18 protein-coding genes are annotated in these 26,231 nt (G+C 61.3%); 2 read left to right on the forward strand and 16 right to left on the reverse strand.

Going from position 1 to position 26,231, the window contains the following annotated elements; genetic code table 11:
• Position 1: 1 nt before the first annotated feature.
• From ACTJK7_RS12665 to ACTJK7_RS12700, 8 genes are read right to left on the reverse strand one after another with little or no spacing between them, the layout of a single operon-like run.
• Positions 2 to 766 (reverse strand): SDR family NAD(P)-dependent oxidoreductase, encoded by a 765-nt coding sequence (locus tag ACTJK7_RS12665; RefSeq protein WP_108559488.1) that lies wholly within the window; start codon positions 764 to 766, stop codon positions 2 to 4.
• A complete protein-coding gene (locus ACTJK7_RS12670; protein WP_064382624.1) occupies positions 763 to 1,500 on the reverse strand; it encodes a 3-oxoacyl-ACP reductase family protein in 738 nt (245 codons plus the stop codon). The genes ACTJK7_RS12665 and ACTJK7_RS12670 overlap by 4 nt, the downstream gene beginning before the upstream one ends.
• A gap of 9 nt (positions 1,501 to 1,509) precedes the next feature.
• The gene (locus tag ACTJK7_RS12675; RefSeq protein ID WP_440780430.1) at positions 1,510 to 4,380 is read right to left on the reverse strand and encodes an aminotransferase class III-fold pyridoxal phosphate-dependent enzyme; all 2,871 of its coding nucleotides are present in this window, start codon (positions 4,378 to 4,380) and stop codon (positions 1,510 to 1,512) included.
• A 54-nt stretch (positions 4,381 to 4,434) separates the two neighbouring features.
• Positions 4,435 to 5,643 (reverse strand): beta-ketoacyl synthase N-terminal-like domain-containing protein, encoded by a 1,209-nt coding sequence (locus ACTJK7_RS12680; RefSeq protein WP_108559484.1) that lies wholly within the window; start codon positions 5,641 to 5,643, stop codon positions 4,435 to 4,437.
• Positions 5,640 to 6,935, reverse strand: coding sequence for a beta-ketoacyl-[acyl-carrier-protein] synthase family protein (locus ACTJK7_RS12685; protein ID WP_108559482.1), 1,296 nt, complete (start codon positions 6,933 to 6,935; stop codon positions 5,640 to 5,642). The genes ACTJK7_RS12680 and ACTJK7_RS12685 overlap by 4 nt, the downstream gene beginning before the upstream one ends.
• Positions 6,932 to 7,990, reverse strand: coding sequence for a beta-ketoacyl synthase N-terminal-like domain-containing protein (locus ACTJK7_RS12690; RefSeq protein ID WP_108559480.1), 1,059 nt, complete (start codon positions 7,988 to 7,990; stop codon positions 6,932 to 6,934). The genes ACTJK7_RS12685 and ACTJK7_RS12690 overlap by 4 nt, the downstream gene beginning before the upstream one ends.
• Position 7,991: 1 nt before the next feature.
• Positions 7,992 to 9,266: a beta-ketoacyl-[acyl-carrier-protein] synthase family protein gene (locus tag ACTJK7_RS12695; RefSeq protein ID WP_323151659.1), complete on the reverse strand. Its 1,275-nt coding sequence runs from the start codon at positions 9,264 to 9,266 to the stop codon at positions 7,992 to 7,994.
• 8 nt (positions 9,267 to 9,274) lie between these two features.
• Positions 9,275 to 9,844 (reverse strand): acyl carrier protein, encoded by a 570-nt coding sequence (locus ACTJK7_RS12700; protein ID WP_064382630.1) that lies wholly within the window; start codon positions 9,842 to 9,844, stop codon positions 9,275 to 9,277.
• A gap of 523 nt (positions 9,845 to 10,367) precedes the next feature.
• On the opposite strand from ACTJK7_RS12700, the gene ACTJK7_RS12705 reads away from it, so the two are divergent.
• Complete coding sequence (locus tag ACTJK7_RS12705) at positions 10,368 to 10,712, forward strand: cupin domain-containing protein (protein ID WP_039592382.1); 345 nt, start codon at positions 10,368 to 10,370, stop codon at positions 10,710 to 10,712.
• 94 nt (positions 10,713 to 10,806) lie between these two features.
• Here ACTJK7_RS12705 and mmsB read toward each other — a convergent pair whose 3' ends face one another.
• Positions 10,807 to 11,694 (reverse strand): 3-hydroxyisobutyrate dehydrogenase, encoded by an 888-nt coding sequence (gene mmsB / locus ACTJK7_RS12710; protein ID WP_039772935.1) that lies wholly within the window; start codon positions 11,692 to 11,694, stop codon positions 10,807 to 10,809.
• Between the two features lie 9 nt (positions 11,695 to 11,703).
• Positions 11,704 to 13,230: a CoA-acylating methylmalonate-semialdehyde dehydrogenase gene (locus tag ACTJK7_RS12715; RefSeq protein WP_011332335.1), complete on the reverse strand. Its 1,527-nt coding sequence runs from the start codon at positions 13,228 to 13,230 to the stop codon at positions 11,704 to 11,706.
• A gap of 149 nt (positions 13,231 to 13,379) precedes the next feature.
• Between ACTJK7_RS12715 and ACTJK7_RS12720 the strand changes: the two genes are divergently transcribed.
• The gene (locus tag ACTJK7_RS12720) at positions 13,380 to 14,327 is read left to right on the forward strand and encodes a LysR family transcriptional regulator (protein ID WP_440780432.1); all 948 of its coding nucleotides are present in this window, start codon (positions 13,380 to 13,382) and stop codon (positions 14,325 to 14,327) included.
• Here ACTJK7_RS12720 and ACTJK7_RS12725 read toward each other — a convergent pair.
• The 6 genes from ACTJK7_RS12725 to recC form a co-directional block, all read right to left on the reverse strand.
• A complete protein-coding gene (locus ACTJK7_RS12725) occupies positions 14,324 to 14,824 on the reverse strand; it encodes an OmpA family protein (protein WP_176243896.1) in 501 nt (166 codons plus the stop codon). The two genes, ACTJK7_RS12720 and ACTJK7_RS12725, sit on opposite strands and share 4 nt — an antisense overlap.
• The gene (locus ACTJK7_RS12730; protein WP_108559474.1) at positions 14,824 to 16,092 is read right to left on the reverse strand and encodes a diguanylate cyclase domain-containing protein; all 1,269 of its coding nucleotides are present in this window, start codon (positions 16,090 to 16,092) and stop codon (positions 14,824 to 14,826) included. The genes ACTJK7_RS12725 and ACTJK7_RS12730 overlap by 1 nt, the downstream gene beginning before the upstream one ends.
• Positions 16,089 to 16,664 (reverse strand): YfiR family protein, encoded by a 576-nt coding sequence (locus ACTJK7_RS12735; RefSeq protein ID WP_108559472.1) that lies wholly within the window; start codon positions 16,662 to 16,664, stop codon positions 16,089 to 16,091. The genes ACTJK7_RS12730 and ACTJK7_RS12735 overlap by 4 nt, the downstream gene beginning before the upstream one ends.
• A 119-nt stretch (positions 16,665 to 16,783) precedes the next feature.
• Positions 16,784 to 18,892 carry an exodeoxyribonuclease V subunit alpha gene (recD, locus tag ACTJK7_RS12740; RefSeq protein WP_440780433.1) on the reverse strand — a complete coding sequence of 703 codons (2,109 nt, stop codon included), beginning with the start codon at positions 18,890 to 18,892 and terminating at the stop codon, positions 16,784 to 16,786.
• Positions 18,889 to 22,578 carry an exodeoxyribonuclease V subunit beta gene (gene recB, locus ACTJK7_RS12745; protein ID WP_440780434.1) on the reverse strand — a complete coding sequence of 1,230 codons (3,690 nt, stop codon included), beginning with the start codon at positions 22,576 to 22,578 and terminating at the stop codon, positions 18,889 to 18,891. Before recB ends, recD begins: the two co-directional genes overlap by 4 nt.
• The gene (gene recC, locus ACTJK7_RS12750; protein WP_323151662.1) at positions 22,575 to 26,027 is read right to left on the reverse strand and encodes an exodeoxyribonuclease V subunit gamma; all 3,453 of its coding nucleotides are present in this window, start codon (positions 26,025 to 26,027) and stop codon (positions 22,575 to 22,577) included. Before recC ends, recB begins: the two co-directional genes overlap by 4 nt.
• Positions 26,028 to 26,231: the final 204 nt, after the last annotated feature.

The following is a 26,231-nucleotide window of genomic DNA, read 5'->3' on the forward strand; positions in this document are numbered from 1 at the left end:
GCTACATTCCCAACCCGACGCCGCCATCGATCACCAGGCTCTGGGCCGTGACCCCGCCGGCTTCAGGACTGGCCAGGTAACGCACCATCGCCGCCACTTCTTCGCTCTGGATGAAGCGGCGCATCGGCAGTTTTTTCTTCGCGTTGCGCACGATCTGTTCCTGGGTCAGACCGGCGATCGCCGCTTGCGTCGCCAGTTCACCCTGGAGCATCGGTGTATCGATCCAGGCCGGCAGAATCGCGTTGACCGTGATCTGCCGCGACGCCAGGTCCAGTGCCAGAGCCTTGGTCATGCCGACGATGCCGTGCTTGGAAGCGCAGTACGCGGTGTTGCGCACCTTGCCGGCCCGCCCGAGGATCGAGGACATGTTGATGATGCGTCCCCGATCCGGCATCAGCGCCAGGCACAACGAGGTCACGTAAAACGTACCGTTGAGGTTGACCGAAATCACCTTGTGCCAGTTGTGCAGATCTTCGGGCTCGTTTTCATTGCAGATACCGGCACTGTTGACCAGCACGTCGACCTGCTTGATCCGGGTGCCGAGCTGCTTGAAAAACGCTTCCATGGCAGGCAGGTCGGCGATGTTCGCCGCGTGGGTCTCGACCCGCGCGTTGATCCGCTCCTGCTGCTCATCGACCCAGCCCTGCAATTGCGGCAAGTCCAGGTCCAGCAGGATCAGGTGATTGTCGCCATTGGCCGCGAAGTCCTCGGCCACCGCGCGACCGATGCCCTTGGCCGCACCGGTAATCAGAATGGTGCGGCTCATGGCATTTTCAACCCGCCGTTCACCGGCAGGACCTCCCCGGTCAGGTACAGGCCACGGTCGGCGAGGTACAGCACCGCCTCGGCAATTTCCTCGGGCTCGGCGTAACGCTTGATCAGCAACCGCGACTGGATCTGCTCCTCCTGACTGCCGATCAGTGCGGTGCTCATCTCGGTCTTGACGATTCCCGGTGCCACCGCATTGACCCGGATATTGCGCGGCGCCAGCTCGACCGCCAGCGCGCGGGTCATGGCTTCGACCCCGCCCTTGGCCGCGGCATAGTTGCTCTGGCCCTTGCCGGGCTTTTGCGCGGCGACCGAACTGATATTGACGATACACCCACTGCGCTGGCGCAGCATGCCCGGCAGCACCTGCTGACAGCAGAGCAAGGTGCCGACCAGGTTGGTCTGGATCACCTCCAGGATGTCGCTGGCCGGCATCGTCGCCAGCAAGCCGTCACGGGTAATGCCGGCGTTGTTGACCAGCAGATCGACGCGCTGGAAATGCGCCTCGACCCGCTCGAAGAATGACTCGATGCTGCCGCCACGACTGATGTCGCATTGCAGCGCCAGGCAGTCCACGCCCGACGCTTGCACTTCATCACGCAAGGCCATCGCCGCTACTTCATCACGCACATAACTGAACGCCACTTGATAACCGGCACCTGCCAGCGCCAGGACGATGGCCCGGCCGATGCCACGGCTGCCGCCGGTCACTACTGCTACTTTGTTCGGCATGACCGTTCCTTACAGCGAGTTATCGGTTTTGAACTGCGCGAGGCTGAACCCGTGGGTCGCGGCCAGTGCACGGATCTGCTGCACTTGCTCACGGCTGATGTCGCCGTAGGAGTAGTGCTGTTTCATGCCCGACAGCCCCATCAGTACCGACTCCGCCATGCAGGCATACAACTGACCTTGCTTGAGGTAGGCGCGAACGTTGGGAGCCAGGCCATCGCCCAGCGGCGTCTGGACAATCCCGCCGTGCATGTACAGCACGTCGGAGCGCTGACCGGCGAGGTTCTGGTCCACGTTCAGCGGAACGGCGATGTCGCAGATCACGCTGTTCTCGGCGAAGTGTTCGGCACCGAGAAAGGCCTGCGGTGCATTCGCCGCACAAAGCACGATGCGCGCTTGCTTCAAGGCATCCAGGTCGTTGCTGACGGTGATGAACGCGTTGCTTCCCATTTGCTCATCGACCATTTGCGCCACTCGCAGCCCGAGATCGGTACTGTTGCCATGGGCTTGCAGCAGGGCGTCGATACCCCGCAGTTGCTGCAGGCGACTGGCGAGACGATCGTGCTCGGCAACACCCTTGAGAATCGCCCGGGCGGCTTCGGCGTAAATCTGGTGAGCGGTTTTCTCCAGGCGTCGCAGCGAGCCGTCGCGACCACTGCCGATCAGGATCAGGTGCTCGACACGGGTCGACAACAGCGAAGCGTAGGTCGAAGCAATGTTGCCGGCAGCACCGACCACCGCAGCGGTCTGCCGGCTCAGTTCCAGACCTTGCTGTTTGCAGCCCTGCTCGATCGCTTCCAGCCCCATGCCGATGGTCAGCGCGTTGCCCGAGGTCAGCGCCATATCAGGGATTTTCAGCGCCTGACAGTTGTTGGTGACGATCGAGGTGTACATGCCCAGGCCGGCCACGCTATAGCCGTCGGCGCGGGCATCCTTGATGCGATTGCCGACTTCCTCGCGGATGGTTTCCAGATCGCCGCTGGCGATGTACGCCGCCATCGCATCGGAATCCATGCATAGCGGATAGAGAGTGAACTCCACCGCAGTGCCGAGTTTCGAGCGGATCTGCACCGGGCCGATGGGCGCCGCGCGGCGCTCGGGGGCCATGCGTTTGATGAACTCGCGCTTCTGCTCCGGGCTCAGGGTCGACAGCGATGGGTCGACATCACTGAGCATGTCCGCATCGATCAGGTGGTTGATGAACGCCACGCGTGCGACCACGCGCACGTTCTCGTCAGGCTTTGGGAGGCTTTCGGTCTCCGTGAAGCTGACATCGCGTGCCGGCACCTGGGGGATGCTGTCGGCACACACACCGGCAGCCAGCGGGAACGCGTCGCGACGACGCAGCATGTCGCAGACTTTTTGCAGCGAAGCGATCAGGCCATCGATTTCCTGGAAAGTGATGCACACCGGTGGTTCCAGGCGAATCACATTGGCGTTGCTGCCCGACGGCGCCACACGCAACGACTCGAACTGCAACAGGTAGCCGGCAATGATATAGCCCAGCGCATCGTTGTACTGCGCCGACGCCTGGACCAGCGAACTGGCGCCGGTCAGGTCATGCAGTTCGAACCCCAGCAGCAGGCCGCGTCCGCGCACATCGGCGATCACGTCCGGATAAGCCGCCTTGAGTTCCAGCAGCGAAGTCTTGAGGTACTCGCCCTTCTTGTTCACATCCTTGAGCATGGCGCTGTCGTTTTCGAACAACCGGCGCAGGGCCGACAGCGCGATGTGGCACGACGCATCGTCTTCAGCGAAGGTCGAGCTGTGGATGTAGCTGAAATCATTTTCGTAATGACTGGCGCGAATTACGGTGGCGGCGATTTTCATCAAGCCGCCCCCCAATGCCTTGGACAGGCAGTAGTAGTCGCCCTGCAGGTTGAAATGGGTGGCGCCGAGCAAGGTGCCGGTGCGGCCGAAACCCGACTGCACTTCGTCGATGACCAACGGGCATTGCTGCTCGTTGCACAGGCGACGCAAGCCCAGATAGAACTCTTTGGCAAACTCGTTGATCCCGCCCTCGCCCTGGATCGGCTCCAGCAGCACGGCAGTGATTGCGCTGAACGCTTGACGGCGCACGTGCAGGGTTTCGCCGCTCCACTCCAGGCTCAGCCAGTGATGCTGGTGGCGGGCCGGCAGGTCTTGCAGCTGCTGCGGTTGATGCGGATCGATGAATTCGACGTTGAGCCCGAAACGGGCAAATGGCTTGCGGTATTGCTTGCCGTAAGTCAGTTGAACGGTGTTCACCAGTTTGCCATGGAAGCTGCCTCGCACCGCGAGGAAGACCGGCTCGACATGCAGTTGCGCAAGGTTGTGCTGACGCACCGCCTCGGCCACCTGACGCACGGTCACGCAGGTCAGGTGCGGCGGCAACAGGCCGGCCGGCAGGTCGAGATCGTCGATTTCCAGCTCGACATAGGCCTTGTCACTGGCCACCAGATTCGCCAGTTCGAAATCACGCTCGTCGAACTGCTTCTGCAGGTTTTTCTGACGACGGTACTCGGCATGCTTGACGGCGATTTCCACCGACTCGGCGCCACTGTTGGAGAACGTGGAAATGTAGCGCTCGGTGTTGTTCAGCTCACGGTTGAACGCTTCGCTGAGTTCGCGCCCCAGCTGCCCCGCCGCGCCACGCACCGACATTTGCGCGTTGAACGGCACATCGGCGCGCAGCAGGCCGCACAGCTGATCGACGAATTGCGGATCGTTGTGACCGTACAGCGCGGCACCGTAGCCACCGAGAAAATCGGTGACGGTCACTTCGTCACCCTGCTTGTCGCGGTAAAACAGTTTGCTGCCCTGCGCCCGATGGAACTGGCACTCCAGGCCCAGGGCCTGCATCAGTTCAACGAATTTTGGCCGAACGTAATCGCGGTAATCCATGACAGTCATATCCCTTGAGTAAAAATTCAGAAGCGATGTATTGCCTTGAAGCGGTCAGTCGTCCGCCTGCAAGTCGAGTTGGTAGCAGGCGCTGAAACCGTTGTCGTCGCGGTTGATCACCAGGCAATCGTGCAGAACGGCATCCCGCGGTTCGCCCGATACAAACGGCAGATGCGTATCCACCGGCTGCGTCAGCCCGGCAATCGGCGCGATGCTTTGGGCCTGCAGCATCTGGCGGGCGAGGATCAGGTCGACCAGACTCGGCGCACCGCTGAGGATGCCGGTCAACGCCGTGCTGCTGGTGATGTGTGCGGCGCCGGTTCGGGCCAGCGTGCGGGCCAGATCGGCGTCCTTGTGCGCAGTGCCGGTGGCACTGCTGATCAGCAAATCGACCTGTTTGTCCGGAAGGCTCAGAGCGTCCAGACGCGGGTGCGCGAACAGCGCCGTCAGGCAGGTCTGCGGTTCCGGCGGCAGATCCGCGGCCCGCCGCAGCACCAGGGCAGCGGCGCCTTCGCCGGCAATGCCGCCCGAACCCTTTCGGTCAAAGGCGAGCATCTGCCGGGAACCGTCGGTACCGATCACACCTGCCTCGGCGAGCGCGGCCAGCGCCAGCGGGTCGAGCTCACTGCCGGCCCCGACCACGATGGCCACGTCGATGCGTCCACTCTGCAAGGCACTGTGCGCCTGACGCAATGCCGCCAGATTGCCGGCCACGCCCTGCATGTAAGCGTTGCACTCGCACTCCAGCTTCAAGGCCAGACTGACCACACCGAGCAAGCCGTTGCTCAGACTCTTGAGCACCAGAAACGGATCGAGCGCACGCTCCTGCAACACTTGCCGGGCGAGGCGGTTCATGTCGGCTGCGCCGTCGGTCCGGGACTCCTGAAGCAGTTCCCCATAGGAAGCCACTGACGGATGGGTATACCCGCCCTGACAGCAATAGAGGCCATAACGCAAACCGTCCTGACCGGGTTCGACGCCGGCCTCGGCCAGCGCCTGACGCACCGCGCTGACGCCCCAGATCACCGCCGGCGGGCAGTAACGCTGCAGGTTTTGCGCAACGTCCTGGCGACTGCGCTGGTGCGTGGCGTCATCGATCTGTCCGAATGCGGCGATGCGTTCACTGTGAAACAGCGGCGTTTGCAGCGGTCCGATCGCACTGCGACCTTCCCGGGCCGCCGCCCAGAAACCCTCGACGCCCCAACCCGTGGGCAACACACAACCGCTGCCAGCGATGGCAATGCGTGCAGTGGCGCTAGTCATTGTCCGTGCTCCCGATATTTGCCAAGGGCCAGCGAGGTGTTCAGGCCGCCGAAGCCAAAGGAGTTGCTGAGGGCGTAATCGACACGACGGCTGACGGCCTGACCGGCGCAATAATCCAGATCGCAGCGTTCATCGGCCTCGTGCAGGTTCACGGTGGGTGTGACCAGATCGTTCAGACAGGCCAGCGCAGTGACAATGCACTCCGGCGCCCCGGCCGCCGCGATCAGGTGGCCGAATTGCGATTTGTTGGCACTGACGGCCAGCGCCTGATAATGCTTGTGCTGAGCGAACACCTGCTTGATGGCCAGGGTCTCCGCCACATCATTGAGCGGGGTTGAAGTGCCGTGGGCATTGATCAGGTCAATCTGCTGCGGCTGCAACCCGGCATCGTCCAGCGCCGCTTGCATTGCCAGCGCGGCGCCGCGGCCTTCTGGCTGCGGTGCGGTGACCTTGTAGGCATCCAGGCTGCTGCCGTAACCGAGCACTTCGGCATACGGGGTCGCCCCCCGCGCCAGGGCATGCTCAAGACTTTCCAATACAACAAACCCGCCACCCTCGCCGGCGATCAGACCGCTGCGGTCACGATCGAACGGCCGGCACAGATCAGCGCCCCAGCGCTGCTCGCCCGAGGCTGCGCCCAGCAGGTACAAAGCGGCCATGGTGTCGAGGTTGAGCACCGAGTCGGCGCCACCGGCCACGGCAACATTCACTTCGCCGCGACGAATCATCTGGAACGCATTGCCGATCGCCTGGGATGCGCCGGCACACGCACTGCTGATATTGATCACCGGGCCCTCACAACCGAGGTCGTCGGCAATCACTCGCGCCAGCCGGTCGTTGGCCTGGCGCAGGGAACCCTCGGCGCTGACTTCTGTTGCCCGCGCCATCAGGTGTTGCCAGTCCGGTGCATTGCCGTCCGGCGCCTGGGTCAGGAGCATGTCGGCGAGCATGTGTTGCGGCGCCCCGGAGGCACACAGCACGGCAGCCTCGCGCAACTGCTCGGGGTTCAACCCGCTGTCGGCGACGGCCTGGGTGGCGGCCACCCAGCCAAAGCGACTGCGTTTTTCCAGGGGCCGCGTCCAGGCCGGGTGGTTCTGCAAATGCCCGGGTAACAACGTCATGTCCACGGGCGCCGCGTAGCGAACCGGAAATTCATTTTCCTGCAGGTCTTGCGGCTGCCACGGGCGCACGCAGTGTTCGGCGCCGAGCATTTTTTCCCAGAGGGTCTGCCATTCGAAACCGAATCCGGTTACCGCGCCCATTCCGGTGATCACAATCCGTGTCGCACTCATGCGTACTTCTCCAGGGTTTCACTGGCCAACAGCAATGCGCCCCAGTGACCGGCGCGACCATGACTGACGAGCAAGGTGTAACCAGGCACAGCGCCTGCTTCGCGGCTGTGGTGCAAAGCCATGGCGACCTCGGTCAGCAATCCGCTGGCGCCCAGTTCGCCGGTCATTGCACTGGCATTGCGCAGGTGTTGTGGCGTCGATTCAAACAGACTCATCAGTTGCCGGTCGGCGGGATTGGCCACCACATTGGCAACGTCACCCATACACAGTTTTTCCTCGCTCAGGGCGCGTTCGATCACGCGTTTGCCGACGACCAGCGTGCGCTGCGGATCGGCGCTGTAGCCTCGGGCAAACCCGGCCACACGCAAGATCTGTGTGGCGTCCTGCAGCGGTGTCGAACTGAGCAACAGTGCCGCGGCGCCTTCACCGTAAACCGGCTCGTCCGCCAGAGCAGGCTCGCGCAGGTACAGGGCCGGTGTCAGGTTCGGACTGCTGCTGACCACCAGCGCCGCATCGGCGTGTTGTTCGGCAATTTGCTGACAGGCCTCGATCAACGCATCGAGCCCGGCATTGTCCTGGGAGCAGAAGCCGCCCATCGGGCCATGGCAGTTCAGCGCCTCGGCCACATAAGCCATCACACTGCTGTTGAGCAGCGTCAACGCATGCAATGGCGGGGTGTTGGCCAACAGTTGCGACAACTGTTTTTGCGGCTGTTCGAGGATCGCTTGCACTGCATCCCAGCAAGGGCTTGGCGCGTCCACCTCCGGAATGGCGGCGGTCAGAGCAATGCGCGCAGCAGGCAGTTGCAGCGCTGCCAGCGCGTGCGCCAGACGTGCGGCGCAATGCAGCAGACGCAACCCCTGGGGCTCGACGCTGCGCTGGATCTTGCGATCGAACAGATCGCTGGCCAGGCGCGGCGCGGGCAAAGCCAGGGCCTTGCGTTGCGGGTCGAAGGCCAGCGGTTGTGGCACCGGCGGTGTACCGAGCAGGTCGGCGCATTCGCTGCCGGCCGCATTGAGCACGGCAGCCGCATTGATGTAGAGGGCTCTGTTCATGTCATGCCCTCCCCAGAACCAGCGAGCTGTTGACGCCGCCGAACCCGAAGGAGTTGGACATCACCACGTTGATCGGCTGGCGCGCAGGCTCGCTGAGGAACTTCAATGAAGGGTATTCGGCGCGCTCAGGCTCATAGTTCAAGGTCGGCAACAGCACACCGTCGCGCAACGTCATCAGCGACAACACGGCTTCAATCGCGCCGCTGCCTGCCAGGGAGTGCCCAATGGCCGACTTGTTGGCGGTGAAGGTCATGAAGTCCTGGCATTCGCCAAACAGCCGTTGCAGGGCCAGGGCCTCGCAACTGTCGTTGGCCTGGGTGGAAGTCCCGTGGGTATTGACGTGTTGCACGGCACTGCGCAGCAGCCCGGCATCTTCGATTGCAGCGTCCATGCATTCCTCGTACTTGCTGCCATCCCGGCTGCTGGAGGTCATCTTCTGGGCTTCGCAGACATTGGCGTAGCCCAACACTCGTCCCAGTGGCCTGGCCTTGCGCCGCCGGGCATGCTCGGCGGATTCGAGAATCACCAGCGCCGCGCCTTCGCTGAGCACAAAACCACTGCGATCCGGCATGAACGGGCGGCTCTGCTCGCCTGCCGGCAGGTCGGCCTGGCATAGCGCGCCAAGGCTGTTGAACATGTAATACGGCAGCTCATTGGCCATCAGTTCCACGGCACCGCAAATTGCCAGGTCCACTTCACCGCGCTCGATCGCCCGGTAAGCGCTGCCGATGGCCATGGTGCCGGCGGCACAGGCGTCGGAGTGGGTCGAGATGCAGTCGCGTATACCGAGCCAGTCCGCCAGGTGTTGGGTCTGTTGATCGACCCGACGCGCGAAAGAAGCGCTCGACGGTGCCGGATGATCCAGCAGGCGATCCAGATCGACTCGCCCCGTGTCATCCATGCAACGACTGACCCGCTGCAAATCGTGACTGTCGGCACAGTATTTATTGGCCCCCAGGAACAGGCCGCTGCGGCTGTGGGCAAAGTCGGCCGGTGTCAGACCGGCGTGCTGCAATGCCTGACGCGCGACGTACTCCGCCAGCACGCTCTGGCGCGGATGCAGCGCAGCGTTACCACCGAATCCGGCGGCAATCCGCTGCCACTGCGCGTCATCGATAAACCCGGCCGCACTGTTGCGAAACCCCAGTGCCTGGAACCGGGGATGTTCGCGGACACAGGATTGTTTCCGGCAGATGCGCTCGAACAACGTGGCAGCGTCCAGCGCCATGGGCGCCACCAGGCCGAACCCGCTCACATAGACTTCTCGTGCCCGCATGTGAGCTCCTACACCGTCTCTTTGACGTGAGTGGCCACAAACTGCTCGACCAGTTGACGGGAGACCTCGTCGCCATCGGCCGGCACCAGTCGTGCGCTGCATGCACCGCAGACCACTTGCTGACGTTCGTTGAGCACGGCTTGATGGGCGTTGCAGTCAGGGCAACTCGATGGCAGGTAATTGAACAGATTGCGGCACTGCTGCGCCCAGTTGAGAACCGTGGTGGCCGCGAACACCTGCGCCGGCTGCATGCCGGCCTTGAGCTGGTCCGGTGCGTAAGCGCTCAGGCTTTGCTCCAGCAGGGCCTTGCCGTTTTCAGTGATCCGGCCATTGGCCAGAAACTCGCTGGCATCCCCGCAGACAGCCACCGCGTGATCCAGCACGCTGGTCTTGGGCAAGGTGCAGCCATACTGACGGCCCAGCTGGAAGCTGAGGTCGACGATGTCCAGCGAATCCGCCCCCAGATCTTCGACGATGCTGCTGTGCTCATCGATTTCATCAGCGCTCATTACCAACAACTGCGCGAGAATGGCGCGGGTGCTGCCTATGACCTGTTCCAAGTCCAATGGATTGTTCATTTCTATCTCCCTATATGTCGTGGCTGACTCATATTTTCCGCATACGAGAAGTAACTTTTCCTACAGCAACTTCTCACGCGGCGGAAATCTAAACTCTGCCCTTAAGGGGAGAGTCAACGAACTATTCAAAGTTTTTTATTGATCTGAGACGGACGTGCACAAGCCCCGTAAATGCTGCACTCGATTGGTGCGAGTGATTGGTCGGAGCGACATATTTACTTAACAAAGTCTGCGTAGGCTGGAGCGCGCCGGACGCTCTCAGGGTCAAGTATTGAAAGCAACTTAGCGATGCCCCCCAACGTATCACCTGACAAATTAAATCAAGTAATTTTGTTATAAGTTCATAACCTTTGTTCCAGATCAGTACATCCCTTCAAGTAAAGTTTCAGGGTTATTGACTAACCGTTCAGTGCAATTGGCTGCTGCGTTTATGAGCAACTGAATGTCGAGCCCAGACAATTGGCAAAGTGCCCGGCGCTATAGGGTGCAGCTTCCGCTCAAAGGCCCATTCTGGAACTCACCAATGACCGCACCTATCACCGTTTTGCGCGACACCCATCCCCTGCCCGTACTCGACGCCTGCAAATGGGAAAAGCTCGAGGGCGACCCGCACACCGTCAATCTCAACGCCTACACCAGCGAAGACGGCAGCAAGATCATGGGCACGTGGATCTGCACCCCGGGCAAGTGGCGGGTGGACTACGTGAAGTGGGAGTACTGCCATTTCCAGGAAGGCTACTGCGTGATTACCCCGGACGGCATGGAGCCGATCCACCTGCGCGCCGGCGACATCTTCGTGGTCGAGCCAGGCATGAAGGGCACTTGGGAAGTGGTCGAGACCGTGCGCAAATATTTCGTGTTCGCCTGATACAAAAAAGCCGGGAAACCACCCGACGTGATTTCCCGGCAACACCTACTGCATCTGAATTGCAGACCTGTGACGAGCACAGGCCTGACGACGATTACTGCGGCTTGCGATAGCTGTTGATAATCGCCGAGAAATCCTTGCCACCCTCCCCGCGCTGGCTCATTGCCTGATACAACTGCTGCGCCACCGCGCCCAGCACCACGGGCTGATGGGCCTGACGCGCCGCTTCGGTAGCCAGCCCCAGATCCTTGAGCATCAGCTCGGCGCCGAAGCCACCGGTGTAACCGCGCGAGGCCGGCGCCGTTTCGACGATGCCCGGCCACGGGTTGTACATTTCCGAACTCCAGCAACGCCCGGTCGAGCTGTTGATGATCCCGGCAAGCACTGTGGTGTCGATCCCCAGCGCATCGCCCAGCGCCATCGCCTCGCTGACGCCGACCATCGAAATGGCGAGCAACAGGTTGTTGCAGATCTTGGCGATCTGCCCGGTGCCGACTTCACCGCAATGCACGATGTTGCGACCCATCTGCGCCAGCACCGGTTGCAGGGTGGCGAACAGTTCAGGAGTGGCGCCGACCATGAAGGTCAATGTACCTGCAGTGGCGCCGCCGGTACCACCGGACACCGGGGCATCGGCCATGGCCACGCCTTGCTTGGCGGCCGCCGCCGCCACATCGCGCGCCGTCTGCGGATCGATGGTGCTGCAATCTACCGCCGGCACGCCTTTGCCTATCCCCGCCAGCACGCCGTCTTCACCGAGCCAGACACTGCGTACATGCACCGCCGCCGGCAGCATGGTGATCACCAGTTCTGCATCTTCGGCGGCTTCGCGAGCCGAGGCGCGGATGGTACCGCCCAGTTGCTCGAGTTCCGCCAGCACGGTTTTGTTCAGGTCCACCAGATTCAGCGAATGCCCGGCCTTGATCAGGTTGCGCGCCATCGGCGCGCCCATGTTGCCCAGACCGATAAATGCGATTTTCATGGCCATTCCTCAGCGCAGGTTGATGGTGGTGTTCACGCCGTCGTTGACGCTGTCGTCATCGAACCAGCGCGCCGTGACCGTTTTGGTCTGGGTGTAGAACTGCACCACTTGCTTGCCGTAAGGGCCGAGGTCGCCGAGTTTCGAACCACGCGAACCGGTGAAGCTGAAGAACGGCACCGGCACCGGAATCGGAATGTTGATGCCGACCTGGCCGACGTCGATTTCAGTCTGGAACTTACGCGCCGCCGCACCGCTCTGGGTGAACAGGCCCGTACCGTTGCCGAACGGGTTGGCGTTGACCAGCGCGATGGCCTGATCGAGGGTGTCGACCTCCAGCACCACCAGCACCGGGCCGAAGATTTCCTGGGTGTAGATCTGCATGTCGGTGGTCACGCCGGAGAACAGGGTCGGGCCGACGAAATTGCCTTTCTCGTAACCAGGCACGCTGATGTCGCGACCGTCCAGCTCGAGTTTTGCGCCTTCCTTGATGCCGCTTTCGATCAGATCGAGAATCCGCGCCTTGGCCTTTTTCGAAATGACCGGGCCGACATCGGTGCCCGGCTCATTGCCGGCGTTGACCTTGAGTTTCTGCGCCAGCGCTTTCAGATCCGGCAGCCACTGTTTGGCCGCGCCCACCAGCACCACCACCGAGGTGGCCATGCAACGCTGACCGGCCGCACCGAAACCGGCACCGACCAGCGCATTGAGCGCCTGCTCGCGATTGGCGTCCGGCAGCACTACGGCGTGGTTCTTCGCGCCCATCATCGATTGCACGCGCTTGCCGTGTTTACCGGCCAGGTCATAAACGTGAGTGCCGACGGCGGTCGAACCGACGAACGAAACCGCCTTGATGTCCTTGTGGGTGCACAGTCCATCGACCACGTCTTTGCCACCGTGCACGACGTTCAGAACACCGGCCGGAATGCCCGCTTCAATCGCCAGTTCCACCAGCAACATGGTCGACAGCGGATCCTGTTCGGATGGTTTGAGGACGAAGGTGTTGCCGCAGGCGATGGCCATCGGGAACATCCACAGCGGAATCATTGCCGGGAAGTTGAACGGGGTGATGCCGGCGCAGACGCCGATCGGCTGGCGCAGGGTGTAGGTGTCGACGCCGCCGGCCACGTTTTCGGCGAACTCGCCCATCTGCAGACTGCCTATGGAGCAGGCGTGCTCGACCACTTCCAGGCCCCGGAAAATATCGCCCTCGGCATCGGCAATGGTCTTGCCCTGCTCGGCGCTCAGCACCACGGCGATGCGTTTGGAATGTTCGCGGATCAACGCCTGCAGCTTGAGCATGATGCGCATGCGCGCGCCGATCGGGGTCAGCTTCCAGGTCTGGAAGGCGCGCTGGGCGGCGCTGACGGCGGCGTCGACTTCAGCGGCGGTGGCGAATGGAACCTTGGCCAGAACCTGCTGGGTCGCCGGGTTGACGATGTCGTGCCACTCGGTGGTCTGCGACTCGACCCACTCGCCGTCGATCAGCAGCTTGACCTTCTGGATCGTGGTTTCGTTGGGCGTAAGCGATGCGTTCATGCTGGTCTCCAGAACTTGTTTTTATCGTAGGAGCCAAGGCGAAAGGTTCGCCTTGAGATGAGGCGTGTGTCACGAATTGGTTGTCGGACTGTTTTTGGAGTATAGATGTGCAAACTTCTAATAAGAACGCACATATAAGCCCGTCCATCATGCAAAAAAACATCACGTCTTTAGGCTCGCTGAACTGGGACGACCTCAAGTTTTTCCTCGAAGTCGCCCGTACCCGCAAGGCCAGCACCGCGGCCAAACGCCTGGCGGTGGACTACACCACCGTGTCGCGACGGATCAGTTCGCTGGAATCGGCGCTCGGCACCTTGCTGTTCGAAAAGTCCCGCACCAGCGGTTTCGTGCTGACTGCCGAAGGCCAGCGCCTGCTGAGTTATGCCGAGTCGATCGAAAGCACACTGCACATGGCTTGCGAGCAGGTATCGGGCTCCGGCGTCGCGCTGTCCGGGCATGTGCGGATGGGCTGCACCGAAGGTTTCGGCAGCTTCTTCATCACCCCGCAACTGAGCCACTTCGTCGACGCCTACCCGGCGATTTCGGTAGATATCCTGCCGCTGCCGCACTTCATCAGCCTGTCCAAACGCGAGGCCGACATCGTCATCGCCCTCGAACGCCCGGAACACGGTCCGTACGTGTGCTGCAAACTCTGCGACTACCGCTTGCAGCTCTACGCGACCCAGGAATACCTGGACAAGCACCCGCCGATCCGCCGCCCCGCCGACCTGGGCAAGCATCAATTCATCAGTTACGTGGATGACTTGGCGTTCAGCTCGGAGTTGCTGTATCTGGCGAACGTGTTGCCCGGCGCCAGCGCCAATTTGCGCAGCACCAGCGTGATCGCACAATTCGTCGCGGCACAGCAGGGACGCTCATTGGCGATTCTGCCGTGCTTTCTCGCGGCCCAGGATCCGCGCCTGTTGCCGGTGTTGCCGGAGGAAATCGATATCACCCGGCAGTTCTGGATGTACTGCCGGGAGGATCTGCGCAAGTTGAAGCGGATCACCCTGTTGTGGGATTACATCCGCGAAGTGACCGAGCGCAATCAGGGTCTGTTGATGGGCGAGACCCGAAAGATGCAGTTCGCCGATTAATCGGCGCTGACCACAATCGACACCCGGCGGTTTTCGGTACGGCCGGCGGCGGTGTCGTTGGAGGCGACCGGTTCGCGGCTGCCGAGGCCCTGCAGCTGAATGTTCTCTTGTTTCATGCCGACCGAGGTCAGCACGTTGCCGACGCTTTTCGCGCGGCGCAGTGACAGCTGCTCGTTGTAGGTCTCCTTGCCCGAAGCGTCGGTGTGGCCATCGACGCGCACGCGCTCGATGCCGACACCCAGCAACGCCTTGCCGATACGCTCGACGATTTCGGTACTTTGCTGGTTGAGGCTTTCGACATCGCTGCCAAACAATACTTTGCCCGACAGGCCAAACTCCCAGCCATCATCGGTCAGCTCGAAGCCTTGCTGCTTGAGGACCGCGACCTGGGCCGGCGTCAGGCCTTTTTGCGGGGCGGTCTGGCAACCGGTCAGGGCCAGCATGGCCGTCAGCAACAGGGTGGAAAACAGTCGAAAGGAAAGTGAGAACACGGGCATCAGCTCCTGGTTTGAACGGAATCGACCGGGTACTCCGTCCCGGCCGTGAATTGGGCGCCGCGCGACAAACGCTTGGCTTGATACATAGCGGCATCGGCCGCATCGAGCAAGGTGCCGGGCGTGACGCCATGATCGGGGTAAACCGCGATGCCGATACTGAGCGACGTCACGACACTGCTGTCGCCCGGCAGCGCAATCGGGGTGTCCATGCTGGCGAGGATCTTCTCGGCAATCCGCTCGGCGTCTTCAGTCTTGTGCAAGGGTGTGAGCAGAACGGCAAACTCATCACCGCCCAGACGCGCCACCAGATCTTCTTCACGCAACTGCGCCCGCACACGATTCGCCACCGCTACCAGCACGGCATCGCCAGCGGCATGGCCGAAACTGTCGTTGATGTCCTTGAATCGGTCGCTGTCGAGAAACAGCACCGCCACTTGCTCATTCAACTTGTGGGCATTGCGCAGAGCACGAATCAGACGGCCTTCGAAAAAGGCCCGGTTCGGCAGTCCGGTGAGACTGTCATGGCTGGCCTGATGAGCGAGGGTTTCGTTCTCGCTTTGCAAATGGGTTTGCCAGGATTCGAGTTCATCGAGCAGGGCATTGAAGTCGGTGCCGAGGTTGTCCAGCTCGGCAATTTTCGCCCGTGGTACCCGTCGATCCAGTGCCCGCTCGCTGCGTGCCGCATGCGCCACCGCCGCCAGGCTGTGCAACGGACCTATTATCCTGCGCAACTGGCGTTGCGCCAGGTACAGCGCGACCCAGGCACTGATCGCCGTGCAGAGAATGATCCCCGCCAGACCGCTCAACAGAAAGCGCATCAGGCTGCCACCGTGGCCGATCAGCAAGATGCGCCCGATCTCGCGATCCTGATGCTGGATCGGCAGATTGATGGGTTTTTCCAGAATGACCCGCGCGACCTGCATCTCCAGTTCGGAAAACAGGCCATTCTCCGGACGCTGCCAGCGCGCGAGCAACTGGCCCTGAGCATTCAACACCTGGGCATCGGCCACTTCTTCGGTTGAGGCGATCAACGCCAGTGATTCGGTCGCGGCAGCCTTGTCATTGAACACCACGGCGGCTTCCACGGTGTAACTGATCGAGCGGGCAATCAAGTGCAGGTTGTGATCGGCATAGACCCGCAGCGCCAGCACCCCGAGCAGCGTCAGCGACACACTGGCCATTGCCACGGCGACCAGCGCCACAATCAGGTTGCCACGGCCGATGACCGAGCCCAGGGTCGGGCGCCCTGTGGATTTGTCGCGTCTCATGGCACCGCCGGCTTGCGCCGCGACAACTGCAGCACGCTGGGGTGAATGCGCACACCGCTGCGGGCGACGGAGTCCAGATTGACCTCGAACGACACTTGTTCATCGCCGACCCGCAGGCAGAACAGGCTGCCCACCGTGCATTGATCACCGCCTTCGCTGATGCTCAGCACCGGATGGCCGATCAGGGACGCGAACAGCCGGCTGCGCTCGTCTGTGGTGAGTTTGCCGATATAGACCGCGTCGCACTCGCTGACGATGGCTGGATTGTCGGCCAACAGTCGGCGCACGATGACCGGACGGCCCGTGGCCTGCGTCGTGCCCTTGACCAGGTCATCGGTGTATTCGGTCGGGCCGACGATGCACAGGCGTAACTGCGCCGGCTCTACCGGCCAGCGCGCGTAACTGAGGATACCGAGCACAACCTGGGTGACGGATTTGGCCCGCTGTTCGGCCATCCCTGCAGGAGCTGGAGTCTGGGCAGCGGCCACACCCGTGAGCAAACAGAGTACAACGGCAAGCAATGCCTGCTTGCAGCCAACTACGCGCTCTATCGCCCAGACAGCCACCTTCATGCAGGGATTCTCTTGGATCGTTACGAAATGATGCCGCAACGATAGCACAGCGTTGGAAAGCCAGCGATACAGCGACCTCTGACCGGTTGGTCAGTTAACGGTGGCAATCGAACACGCCTTCATTCTCGAGGCAGCGACCCCTCCTCCAGCTCCAGCATCAGTCCGCTCAAGCGCTTCACCTTGCGTTGTACTGCCTCTTCAAATACGCCACTGCGGGGTTCGATCAAAGTGAACCAGTCCTTGGCCCGGGTAATTCCGGTGTAGATCAGTTCCTTGGTCAACACGGGGTTCAGGGCGTCCGGCAGGATCAGCGCGGTATGGGCAAACTCCGAGCCCTGTGACTTGTGCACGGTCATGGCGTACACGGTTTCGACATCGTTGAGTCGGCTCGGCAGCACGAAGCGCACCCCGCCGCGGCCGTCGTTACGCGGGAACGCCACCCGCAACACCGACCTGTCGGCATCCGGGCCCTCGAGCTCGGGCAATCTCAGGGCGATACCGATGTCACCGTTCATCAGCCCGAGGCCATAGTCATTTCGGGTCATCAGCACCGGCCGACCTTCGTACCACTGCTGGTCGCTCTCGATCAGCCGCGCCTTGAGCAATGCATCGGTGATGCGCTGATTCAAGCCCTCTACGCCCCACGGCCCTTTGCGTACTGCGCACAACAACTGGAAGGTATCGAAGGCCCGCAAGACGTCACGCGCCCAGTCGACCCAGTCCGAATGCTCGAGCGGGGTTCCGCTCGCCGGACGTCGATCGCGCAAGACGCTCAGATAATGTCGATAACCGTGTGGGCCTTCGCCGTGTCCATCCAGCACCAGGTGCTCAAGTTTCCGGTCGTGCTCGTTCTGAAGCGGCAACGAAAACACATCGCCATGAGTGTTGCCGTCCAGCAACTGGCGAGCTTCATCAGGGAGCTGCCGATTCACTCGTCGCGCCAGTTGACCGATGCCGCTGCCCTCGCCGAAACGCCGCGAGTGACGCAACATCACCACCTGCTGGGCCAGCGGGTGCGACCCATCAGTGCCTTCGCGCAAGCCACTATCCCGCAGGGATTCGCCGCTCACCGCTTCCAGCCACTGGCGAGTCTGCGGGCTGTACCAACCCTCCTCGGCATCACGGCACAAATCTCCCAGTACCGCGCCGGCCTCCACCGAGGCCAATTGATCCTTGTCGCCCAGCAGCACCAACCTGGCATGAGGCGGCAGCGCATCAAGCAAGTTGGTCATCATTTCCAGGTCGATCATGGAGGCTTCATCGACCACCAGTACGTCCAGGGGCAAGCGGTTACCGGCATGGTGGCGAAAGTGTCGGGTACCGGGACGGCTGCCGAGCAGGCGATGCACCGTGGTCACCTCGGTCGGGATTTTTTCCCGGACGCTGTCAGCGACCCTCAGCGATTGCACCTGCTGACTGATGGACTCGGTCAGCCGCGCCGCCGCTTTACCGGTAGGCGCCGCGAGCCGAATGCGCAATGGCTGATGCGCCTCGACCGCAGGTGCCTGAAGCAACGCCAGCAGACGTACCACCGTTGTCGTTTTGCCAGTGCCCGGGCCGCCCGTGATGATGCTGAAGGCACTTCGGGTGGCCAGGGCGCAGGCCAGTTTCTGCCAGTCGATGACATCCGCACGCATCGCCGGATCGAACAGCTCGTCCAGCCGCCGAGCAAGATCGGACGGTGTTGCTTCCTGCTCTGCGAGCCGCTGACGCAATGCGCTGTCGATACGCCGCTCGTAGGCCCAATAGCGTCGCAAGTACAAACGCTTGCCGGATAACACCAGCGGACGCTCCCGAGCCGACGCACCTTCGTCGGCGGCCAGTGCAACCAGCGAACTGTCGGCCAGCACCTTGCACCAATGTACTCCGTCGAGGGTTTCAAGCAGTTGCGATGGCAGCAGCAACACGCCGGGTTGTGCATCCCCCTCCGGCGGCAGGGACAAAGCGAAATCCGGCGCCTTGAGGGTTTCGAACAGATCCAGGCACACATGACCATGGCCGAGCTGGTGACTGGTCAATGCGGCGGCTAGCAACACCAGCGGATCGACATCGGGTGCCAACTCATGAAGAAAGGCCACGAATGCCTTGTCCAGTGCCCGCAACCAGCCACGCTCGACCCATTGGGTCAGCAACAGCAACAGATCATCGGCACGGGTCAGAGGTGTCAGCTGAGCAAGGCTGTCGGCGGTCAGCGGCGTTGGCAGCAGGTCGGCGAATGTCCGGTTCATAGCAGTTCTCCCTGTTCCCACGCGGGCTCGGCCTTGGGTTGCGGTTTGCCCTGGAACATGAGATCCAGACGTTCGATCAGCTCCCTTGGTGGCCTCGCGAAGTAAACGCCGCCTCCAGGGGACCGTGTCCCGCGCAGGAACAGATACAACGCGCCACCGATATGCCGGTCGTAGTCGTAATCGGCAAGCCGCGCCTTGAGCTGACGATGCAGTGCCAACAGGTACAGCACGTATTGCAGGTCGTAACGGTTCTCGAGGATCGATTGCTCCATGGCCCGTTCGGTGTACGCCGCGTCATCGACACCCAGCCAGTTGGATTTGTAATCGGCCACGTAATAACGACCCTCGTGTTCGAACGTCAGGTCGATAAAGCCTTTGAACATGCCGTTGAGTTGCACCGCTTCGGCGCCAACCCGAGCGACGCCGTTGTGGGTGAACTGACGCACCTGTTCGTCAAGCTTGAGGACGTCGACTTTGTGGCTGGCGAACCAGAACTCCATCTCGACCCGATACTGCTTCAATTGCTCGAGAACGACCGGCGGTTGATCATGCCCTGCAGGCAGCGGCAGTTTGAGCAAGTGTTGCAACCAGTCGCCGAGGGTGGTGATCCAGCCTTCCCAGCCCCGACGGTTGCAGCGTCGGGCAATCGCATCATTCAACGACTCGCGGGTGACCGCGAAACCCTCCTCACCTGCCCACTCCAGCAAACCGTGAAGAAACGTTCCAGGGTTTGGTCCGCGAGGAAAGCGGTGAATGTCTGCCCCGCCAGTGATGATCTCGCGCTGTGCCTCGGGATCGAGGCGTTCGTCGTCGAACAGTTTTTGCGCTTGCGGACTGTCAGGAGCTTCGTCATTGCCGACGCTCAGCACGTCACTGATGCGCAAGGCGCTGTACGATGCGATCCACCAGTTTTCGCTGGCCCTGCGGCTCGGTAAAAGGGTGGCACGTAGCATGGCTTCGTTACGCGGAGGCTGATACTCCTCGCTGGTGGCCTCCGGCATTTCAACAACGCTCAGCGCCGAACAATCCTGTTGCAGATCGTCCAGCCAGCGGGCCAATCCGCTGGACTCATTCAACGTTGCGCCACCGCCCAACAGATAGCCCAGCGCAGAAAGATGCAGCACCGAGCTGCTGTGGTTGCCGCGCTTGAGATCCGTGACTCCGAGCCAGCACGCGTGTTGTGCGCGGGTCAGCGCGACGTAGAGCAAACGCAGATCCTCCGCCAGGCGCTCGTTGTCCGCCAGGGCGATCAATTCGGCTTCGGGTTTCAGACTGATGCGGGCCTTGCCGGACTCATCGTGGTAATGCAGCGGCAATCGACTGCCATCCACGGGTTTGGCCGAGCAGATGAAAGGCAGGAACACCAACGGGTATTCAAGTCCCTTGGACTTGTGAATGGTCACGACCTTGACCAGTTGTTCGTCGCTTTCAAGACGCAGGATCTGCTCTTCGCCTGCCTGCCCGGAGAGCGCCAGATGCTCGGCCAGATGACGGATCAGTGCCTGCTCGCCATCGAGTTCCGACGCGGCCTGTTGCAACAACTCCGACAGGTGCAACAGGTTGGTCAGCACCCGCTCGCCATCACTGCGGGCAATGAGCATCTGCGGCAGTTGAAAGTCGTGCAGCAGGCGCCGCAACATCGGCAGCACCCCTTGCTTGCGCCAGAGCTCACGATAACCGCGGAACTGCATGACCCGGGTTTCCCAGACCCGTTCGTCCTGATTCAGACGCTCCAGCTCAGCCAGTGGCAGATTCAGTGTGATGCACGCCAGCGCCGCTTTCAGTGAGCGTTCGACATCCGGCTCGGCACACGCCTTGAGCCACGACAGCAGGTCATGGGCTTCCTGAGCGGCAAAGACCGAGTCCTTGTCCGACAGATAAACGCTGCGGACTCCGCGCGCTGCAAGCTCACCGCGTACCGCCTGTGCCTCTTTACCATCGCGCACCAGGATCGCAATGTCCGCTGGCCGCAGCCCACGCCAATCCTTGCCCTCCTGCGCAAACCCGGCGCGACCGGTCTGTCCGCCATTGAGCAGGGAGGTGATCTGACTGGCACAGGCGGCCGCCAACTGCTGGCGGTAAACCGCCCCGGACAGTGGTTTGTCGGTGGATAAATGCCAGATGTTCAGCGCCGGCACATCCAGCCCGGAGACCTGCAAATGTTCTTTGCGCCCCTGAGCTTCCACAGGCTGGAACGGCACCGGGTTATCACCGTTTTTCTCTCGGAACAGAAATGCTCCGCGCCCTTGCTCACGGAATTCTGCACGCTCGAACACATGGTTGACCGCACAGACCATCCCGTGACTGGAACGGAAGTTGGTGCCCAGGGTATGCAGGCGTCCGGTTGTGGCCTGCCGGGCTCGCAGATAGGTGTAGATGTCCGCGCCACGGAAGGCATAGATCGCCTGCTTTGGATCCCCGATCAGAAACAACCCGGTCTCGGGGTTATCTTCTTCAATGCGATAGATGCTTTCGAAGATCCGGTACTGCACCGGATCCGTGTCCTGGAACTCATCGATCAGGGCGACCGGGAATTGCTCGCGGATGAGCGTGGCGAGCCGTTCCCCACCGTCGGATTGCAGGGCCGCATCAAGACGCAACAGCATGTCGTCGAAACCCATTTCGGCTCGACGGCGCTTCTCGTCTTCAAAGCGAGCACCGACCCATTTGGCAGCATGCTGCAGCACGGCCGCATCGGGCGTCGGCAAATTGTCGAGGCTCGACTTGAGCACAGACATGGCATCCAGGCCCGGGTGACTCGGCGGCTCGCCTTTCCAGGCTTCAGCCATGCCGTCCGGCGTGAGCCGGGCGAACCCGGTGCCGATATCCAGTTGTTCGAACGACTCGTCCTCGGCCCAGGCCTTGAGCTTTTCGAACCAGGGTTCGAAATAGCGGGCCTGCATCTTGCGCCCGTCCACGGTTTTGTTGGCGACGCCCTGATGGCAGATGGCGAGCAACTCATCGGCCCACTGCCGCCATGGTCGCTTCAAGTCCACCAACGCCGCACGACGTTCCTGCAGGCACTCTTCGATCAGTTCGGATGGCGTCTTGTCTGAATCCCCCTCGCGCTCGGTGCCAAACAGCCCACGCACACGCGGCAACAAGGCCGCCGGACCTCCCCAGTGACTGCGAACCCAGCTCAATGCATCGCCCTGCATCGGATAGCAGAACAGCCGCCAATAATCGCGCAGCACTTCGCCGAGCAAGTCGCTGTGATCGGTTTCAAGGGTCTGGGTAAACAGACTGCCGCTGTCGAACGCATGCTCGCGCAGCATTCGCTGACACCAACTGTGGATTGTCGAGACCGCAGCTTCATCCATCCATTGCGCGGCGATGTCCAGGCGGTTGGCACAACCGGGCCATTGTTGCGGATCGAACTGTGCACGCAGTTCATTGATCAACGCATCAGGGGGAGGCGTCTCGTCGCGGAAGAAACGGGCGGCTTCGGCCAAACGCGTACGGATGCGTTCGCGCAGCTCTTTGGTGGCCGCGTCGGTGAAGGTCACCACGAGAATTTGCGGGGGCAACAGCTCACGACCGAAACCACTCGCCTCGCCTCCGTGGCCAAGGATCAACCGCAAATACAACGCCGAAATGGTAAACGTCTTGCCAGTGCCTGCACTGGCTTCAATCAGTTGGCTGCCCTTTAACGGGAATGCCAGGGCGAGTGGCGGCTGGTTACTCATGCGCCTGCCTCCTCGTGGGTCCATGAGCGCCACGGTGCCTCAAGCAAAGGGCGATACAGTGCATCACACCAACCGGAGAAGGTTTCATCCGCCTGCAGTGCATCGAAGTCGGCGAATTGTCGGGACAGAGCCGGGCTTTCGCGACGCTCGCCTTCGCTGGTCTGACCATCACCCTCATAGGCTTTACGGGCAGCCGCTTCAGCCTTGACCGGATCGGTCTGGGCCAGCCATGCAAAAGCCGTTTTTACCGCGACCGGAAGTGGCTGGCGCATGCCCGTCTGCCAGGCGAGCAGCAGATCCTCGAGAATTCGGCCCGCCCGGGCCTGTTCCAGAGGTTCAAGCAGGAGCGTGTCATCACTGGCCACCAGCGCTGTCGTGAGGGAAAGACCACTGGCGCACGCGACAAGATGGCTGACCCAGGGCTTGGTCAGGCGATGCCATTTGCGGCTCTTGATCGAGCCTATGCTGTTGGGGATTGTTGTGACCGACAGTACGCCGCCATCGGCGCGCCGGTGCAAACCTCCCAACCATCCTTCAAGGCGCAGTTCCTGCCATTCGAAATTGATCGGTAGGGCGTTGGTCAGGGGTGTTGGCCATAACGCCAACAGCTGTTGATTTCGTTGCAACAAGTCTGGCAAAGGCTCGATCAGCTCTCGTTGAAGGCATTCACCGAACCCGGCCATGGGCAAAAGTCCGCTGTTCTGCAGGCGTCGGGCTTGAGACTCGAGTGCCTGATCAACATTATCCGGGTGTCTCAAGGCTGCTCCGAGCAAGCTGTCGCTGAGCACGTATCGCTGCAACGCATCCAGTACAAAGGGTTCCTCGTCAGCCTGAGGTACCTGCGCCGCTTCGAAGTAAACCTTGAGTCGCTGAGTGAAAAAGTGTCGGACCGGATTGCGCAGGAAGTCCTGTAGCAGTTCCAGACTCAACGGTTCCTCCTGGACATGAGGGGCAAGCATTGTTGCGGCGTCGTTCTGTTCGTGATGTTGATGCAGCACCTGCCATTCGCTGGCGTAGCTGAACAGCTTGTCTTCCTCATGGAAGTAGCGCGAACTGAATGGCTGCAACGGATGCTCCTGAGTCATCGCAATCAGGAGATCTTCGTTGTCGTCGACCGATCGCCATCCATTGGCGAGATGATCGCGCAACTGGCCGATCAACACAGAGGCGGGCCGCTCACTGTTGTCGCGAATGCTGCGGCCGACCCAGCTGATGTAGAGCTGATGACGGGCGGACAAAAGCGCTTCAAGCAGAAGATAGCGATCATCCTCCCGACGGGAGCGATCTCCCGGCCGGTAGTCGCTGCCCATGAGGTCGAAGTCCAGCGGCGGTTGAGCACGTGGATAATCGCCATCGTTCATGCCCAGCAGGCAAACCAGCCTGAACGGGATCGCGCGCATCGGCATCAGCGTGCAAAAGTTCACGGCTCCCGCCAGGAAACGCTGCGACAGGCGACCCTGATCCAGTCCCGCCAACCAGGCCTCACGGACTACGGTCAGTGGCAACTCGTCCAACAGACCGACGGCTTCGCAGGTTTCCAGCCAGGTTTCCCGTAGCTCTTCGAGTTGAGCGAGCAAGTAGTCGTCATGCTCATTTTCGGGTTTGAAAAACAGCAGCATCAGGGCCTGAAGCCGATCCCCCCACTCCCATGGTTGCGCGGGCTTCATCAGTTGCTGATGCGAAAGTTCCAGTGCATCCAGCAACGCTACCAACGGGCCGATCAGCGCGGCATCGAGACCACCGATTTCGTCGTACGGCTCGATATCCCCACAGGCCCCGGAACTGCCGACGGCATAACCGAGCAGCATCCGGCGCAAGCCAAAGCGCCAACTGTTTTGCTCCAGTTCGTCGGGCAATCCCAGCTCGGCCCGTTGCCCGGCATCGATTCCCCAACGCACGCCAGCACCTTCAATCCAGCGATGCAGGGTCGGCAAGTCTCGCTCCTGCACACCAAATCTGGCGCGTAACGCAGGAACGTCGAGCAGGTCGAGGATCTCACTGACGGGAAAACGACTGTCAGGCAGCTTGAGCAGATGCTCGACAGCGATCAGCAATGGATCCCGGCCGCGCTGGCCCTGATCGGCCATGGTGAAGGGAATGAAGCGTGGGTCATGACGATCAAGCTGCCCAAATACGGCGCGAATATGCGGCGCATAACTATCGATGTCAGGCACCATCACGATCACGTCGCGCGGGCGTAATTGAGGGTTGGCACTGAAACGGGCCAGCAACTGGTCGTGGAGAATCTCAACCTCGCGCTGGGCGCTATGGGCGATATGAAAGCGGATCGAATCGTCTTGAGTGAGATCGACTGCCGGCCAGAGCGCACGAGTCTCGCTGAGCGGCCGCAGTTCCAGAATGTCGTCCTGTAACTGATTGAGCATGTTCTTCGGCTGGTTTTCGCTGAACAGATCGATACGTCCATTGCGAAATGCTGCGCGATAGCTGTCCGGCTCGTCGTAACTGTCGAGAAGGTTGATGTAATCACGACCTTGCTTACCCCATGCAGCGAGGAGCGGGTGAGCATGTTGGTGGAGTGATTCCGAGTCCAGCACCACAGGCATGCCGTTTTTGCGGGCTTGTCGCTTGTACTGATGACGTAGTAGATCCTTGTCGGCAACGATATCGGCCCAGTGATAACGACAGGGGTTATGGACGCACAACAAAACCTGGCTGAAACGGGAAAGCCCGGCCAACGCTTCAAGTACTTGTGCGGGCAACGAGGAAATTCCAAAAACGATTACTCGCTGGGGAAGTCCGTTCGGTGCGCTTTCAAGACTGTTGATGCGTTCCATGAATCGCTGGTGCACGCCTGCCCGGCTTTGGGCCATGCCTTGCTCGCCCACGTCGTCCAGCAGAGCGCGCCACAATTCTGCCTGCCAGCAACTGGTCGGTGAGAGCGGCTTCGCTTCACCTCTTACATTGCGGAGTTGATGATGCCCCTCTGCCCAGTCCTCAAGCCAATCAGCGCGGTAAACCTGGTATTGGTCGAAGAGGTCTGCCAGACGCTCGGATAACTGGTAGCGTTTGCGTAGATCGGTGTCATGGGTGAGGAAGCGTTGTAGCGGTTCGAAATGCGGACGGTTGATTACCTGTGGCAACAGGCGCATCAGGCGCCATGTCAACGGTGCCTTGTCGAGCAACGACTTTGCCGGAATTTCCTCTCGACCCAGCACCATCCGGTAAAGCTGCCACATGAAACTGCCCGGCAGTTGCACATCAATAGCAGCGGCGATACCACAGCCGCCTGAATCGTCTGCTTCAGGATCTTCAGCCAGAGCCAGCTTGAGCCATTGAGCGATACCGTTACTCTGCACGAGCGCAATTTCATTCTCCAAGGGTGCCAGCGGATAGCGCCGCATGATGCTGATCACAAGGCTGCGCAGTTCATCCAGGCTGTTGCTCTGAACGACCATGAATGCAGCGTTGAGGGACTGGGTGTCCGGCATGAAGGCTTCCTTGGAAAAGTACAAAAGCTAGGGCTGAACCTTAGCATTGTCGGCCGGCGAGGACAGCCGCAAGACGGCTGAGAATGCTGTGAGAACTTTCCTGCGGGCAAAACAAAACCCCAACTGCTTTCGCAATTGGGGTTTCGGAATTTAATCTTGACGATGACCTACTCTCACATGGGGAAACCCCACACTACCATCGGC

The sequence above is a fragment of the Pseudomonas sp. 22085 genome (genome assembly GCF_052045815.1).
GTDB classification, from domain to species: Bacteria; Pseudomonadota; Gammaproteobacteria; order Pseudomonadales; family Pseudomonadaceae; genus Aquipseudomonas; species Aquipseudomonas glycinae.

What these genes read in the sequence shown, in the direction of transcription:
- ACTJK7_RS12665 (WP_108559488.1), bottom strand. Translation starts at nt 766, where the DNA reads ATGAGCCGCACCATTCTGATTACCGGTGCGGCCAAGGGCATCGGTCGC.
- ACTJK7_RS12670 (WP_064382624.1), bottom strand. Translation starts at nt 1,500, where the DNA reads ATGCCGAACAAAGTAGCAGTAGTGACCGGCGGCAGCCGTGGCATCGGC.
- ACTJK7_RS12675 (WP_440780430.1), bottom strand. Translation starts at nt 4,380, where the DNA reads ATGGATTACCGCGATTACGTTCGGCCAAAATTCGTTGAACTGATGCAG.
- ACTJK7_RS12680 (WP_108559484.1), bottom strand. Translation starts at nt 5,643, where the DNA reads ATGACTAGCGCCACTGCACGCATTGCCATCGCTGGCAGCGGTTGTGTG.
- ACTJK7_RS12685 (WP_108559482.1), bottom strand. Translation starts at nt 6,935, where the DNA reads ATGAGTGCGACACGGATTGTGATCACCGGAATGGGCGCGGTAACCGGA.
- ACTJK7_RS12690 (WP_108559480.1), bottom strand. Translation starts at nt 7,990, where the DNA reads ATGAACAGAGCCCTCTACATCAATGCGGCTGCCGTGCTCAATGCGGCC.
- ACTJK7_RS12695 (WP_323151659.1), bottom strand. Translation starts at nt 9,266, where the DNA reads ATGCGGGCACGAGAAGTCTATGTGAGCGGGTTCGGCCTGGTGGCGCCC.
- ACTJK7_RS12700 (WP_064382630.1), bottom strand. Translation starts at nt 9,844, where the DNA reads ATGAACAATCCATTGGACTTGGAACAGGTCATAGGCAGCACCCGCGCC.
- ACTJK7_RS12705 (WP_039592382.1), top strand. Translation starts at nt 10,368, where the DNA reads ATGACCGCACCTATCACCGTTTTGCGCGACACCCATCCCCTGCCCGTA.
- mmsB (WP_039772935.1), bottom strand. Translation starts at nt 11,694, where the DNA reads ATGAAAATCGCATTTATCGGTCTGGGCAACATGGGCGCGCCGATGGCG.
- ACTJK7_RS12715 (WP_011332335.1), bottom strand. Translation starts at nt 13,230, where the DNA reads ATGAACGCATCGCTTACGCCCAACGAAACCACGATCCAGAAGGTCAAG.
- ACTJK7_RS12720 (WP_440780432.1), top strand. Translation starts at nt 13,380, where the DNA reads ATGCAAAAAAACATCACGTCTTTAGGCTCGCTGAACTGGGACGACCTC.
- ACTJK7_RS12725 (WP_176243896.1), bottom strand. Translation starts at nt 14,824, where the DNA reads ATGCCCGTGTTCTCACTTTCCTTTCGACTGTTTTCCACCCTGTTGCTG.
- ACTJK7_RS12730 (WP_108559474.1), bottom strand. Translation starts at nt 16,092, where the DNA reads ATGAGACGCGACAAATCCACAGGGCGCCCGACCCTGGGCTCGGTCATC.
- ACTJK7_RS12735 (WP_108559472.1), bottom strand. Translation starts at nt 16,664, where the DNA reads ATGAAGGTGGCTGTCTGGGCGATAGAGCGCGTAGTTGGCTGCAAGCAG.
- recD (WP_440780433.1), bottom strand. Translation starts at nt 18,892, where the DNA reads ATGAACCGGACATTCGCCGACCTGCTGCCAACGCCGCTGACCGCCGAC.
- recB (WP_440780434.1), bottom strand. Translation starts at nt 22,578, where the DNA reads ATGAGTAACCAGCCGCCACTCGCCCTGGCATTCCCGTTAAAGGGCAGC.
- recC (WP_323151662.1), bottom strand. Translation starts at nt 26,027, where the DNA reads ATGCCGGACACCCAGTCCCTCAACGCTGCATTCATGGTCGTTCAGAGC.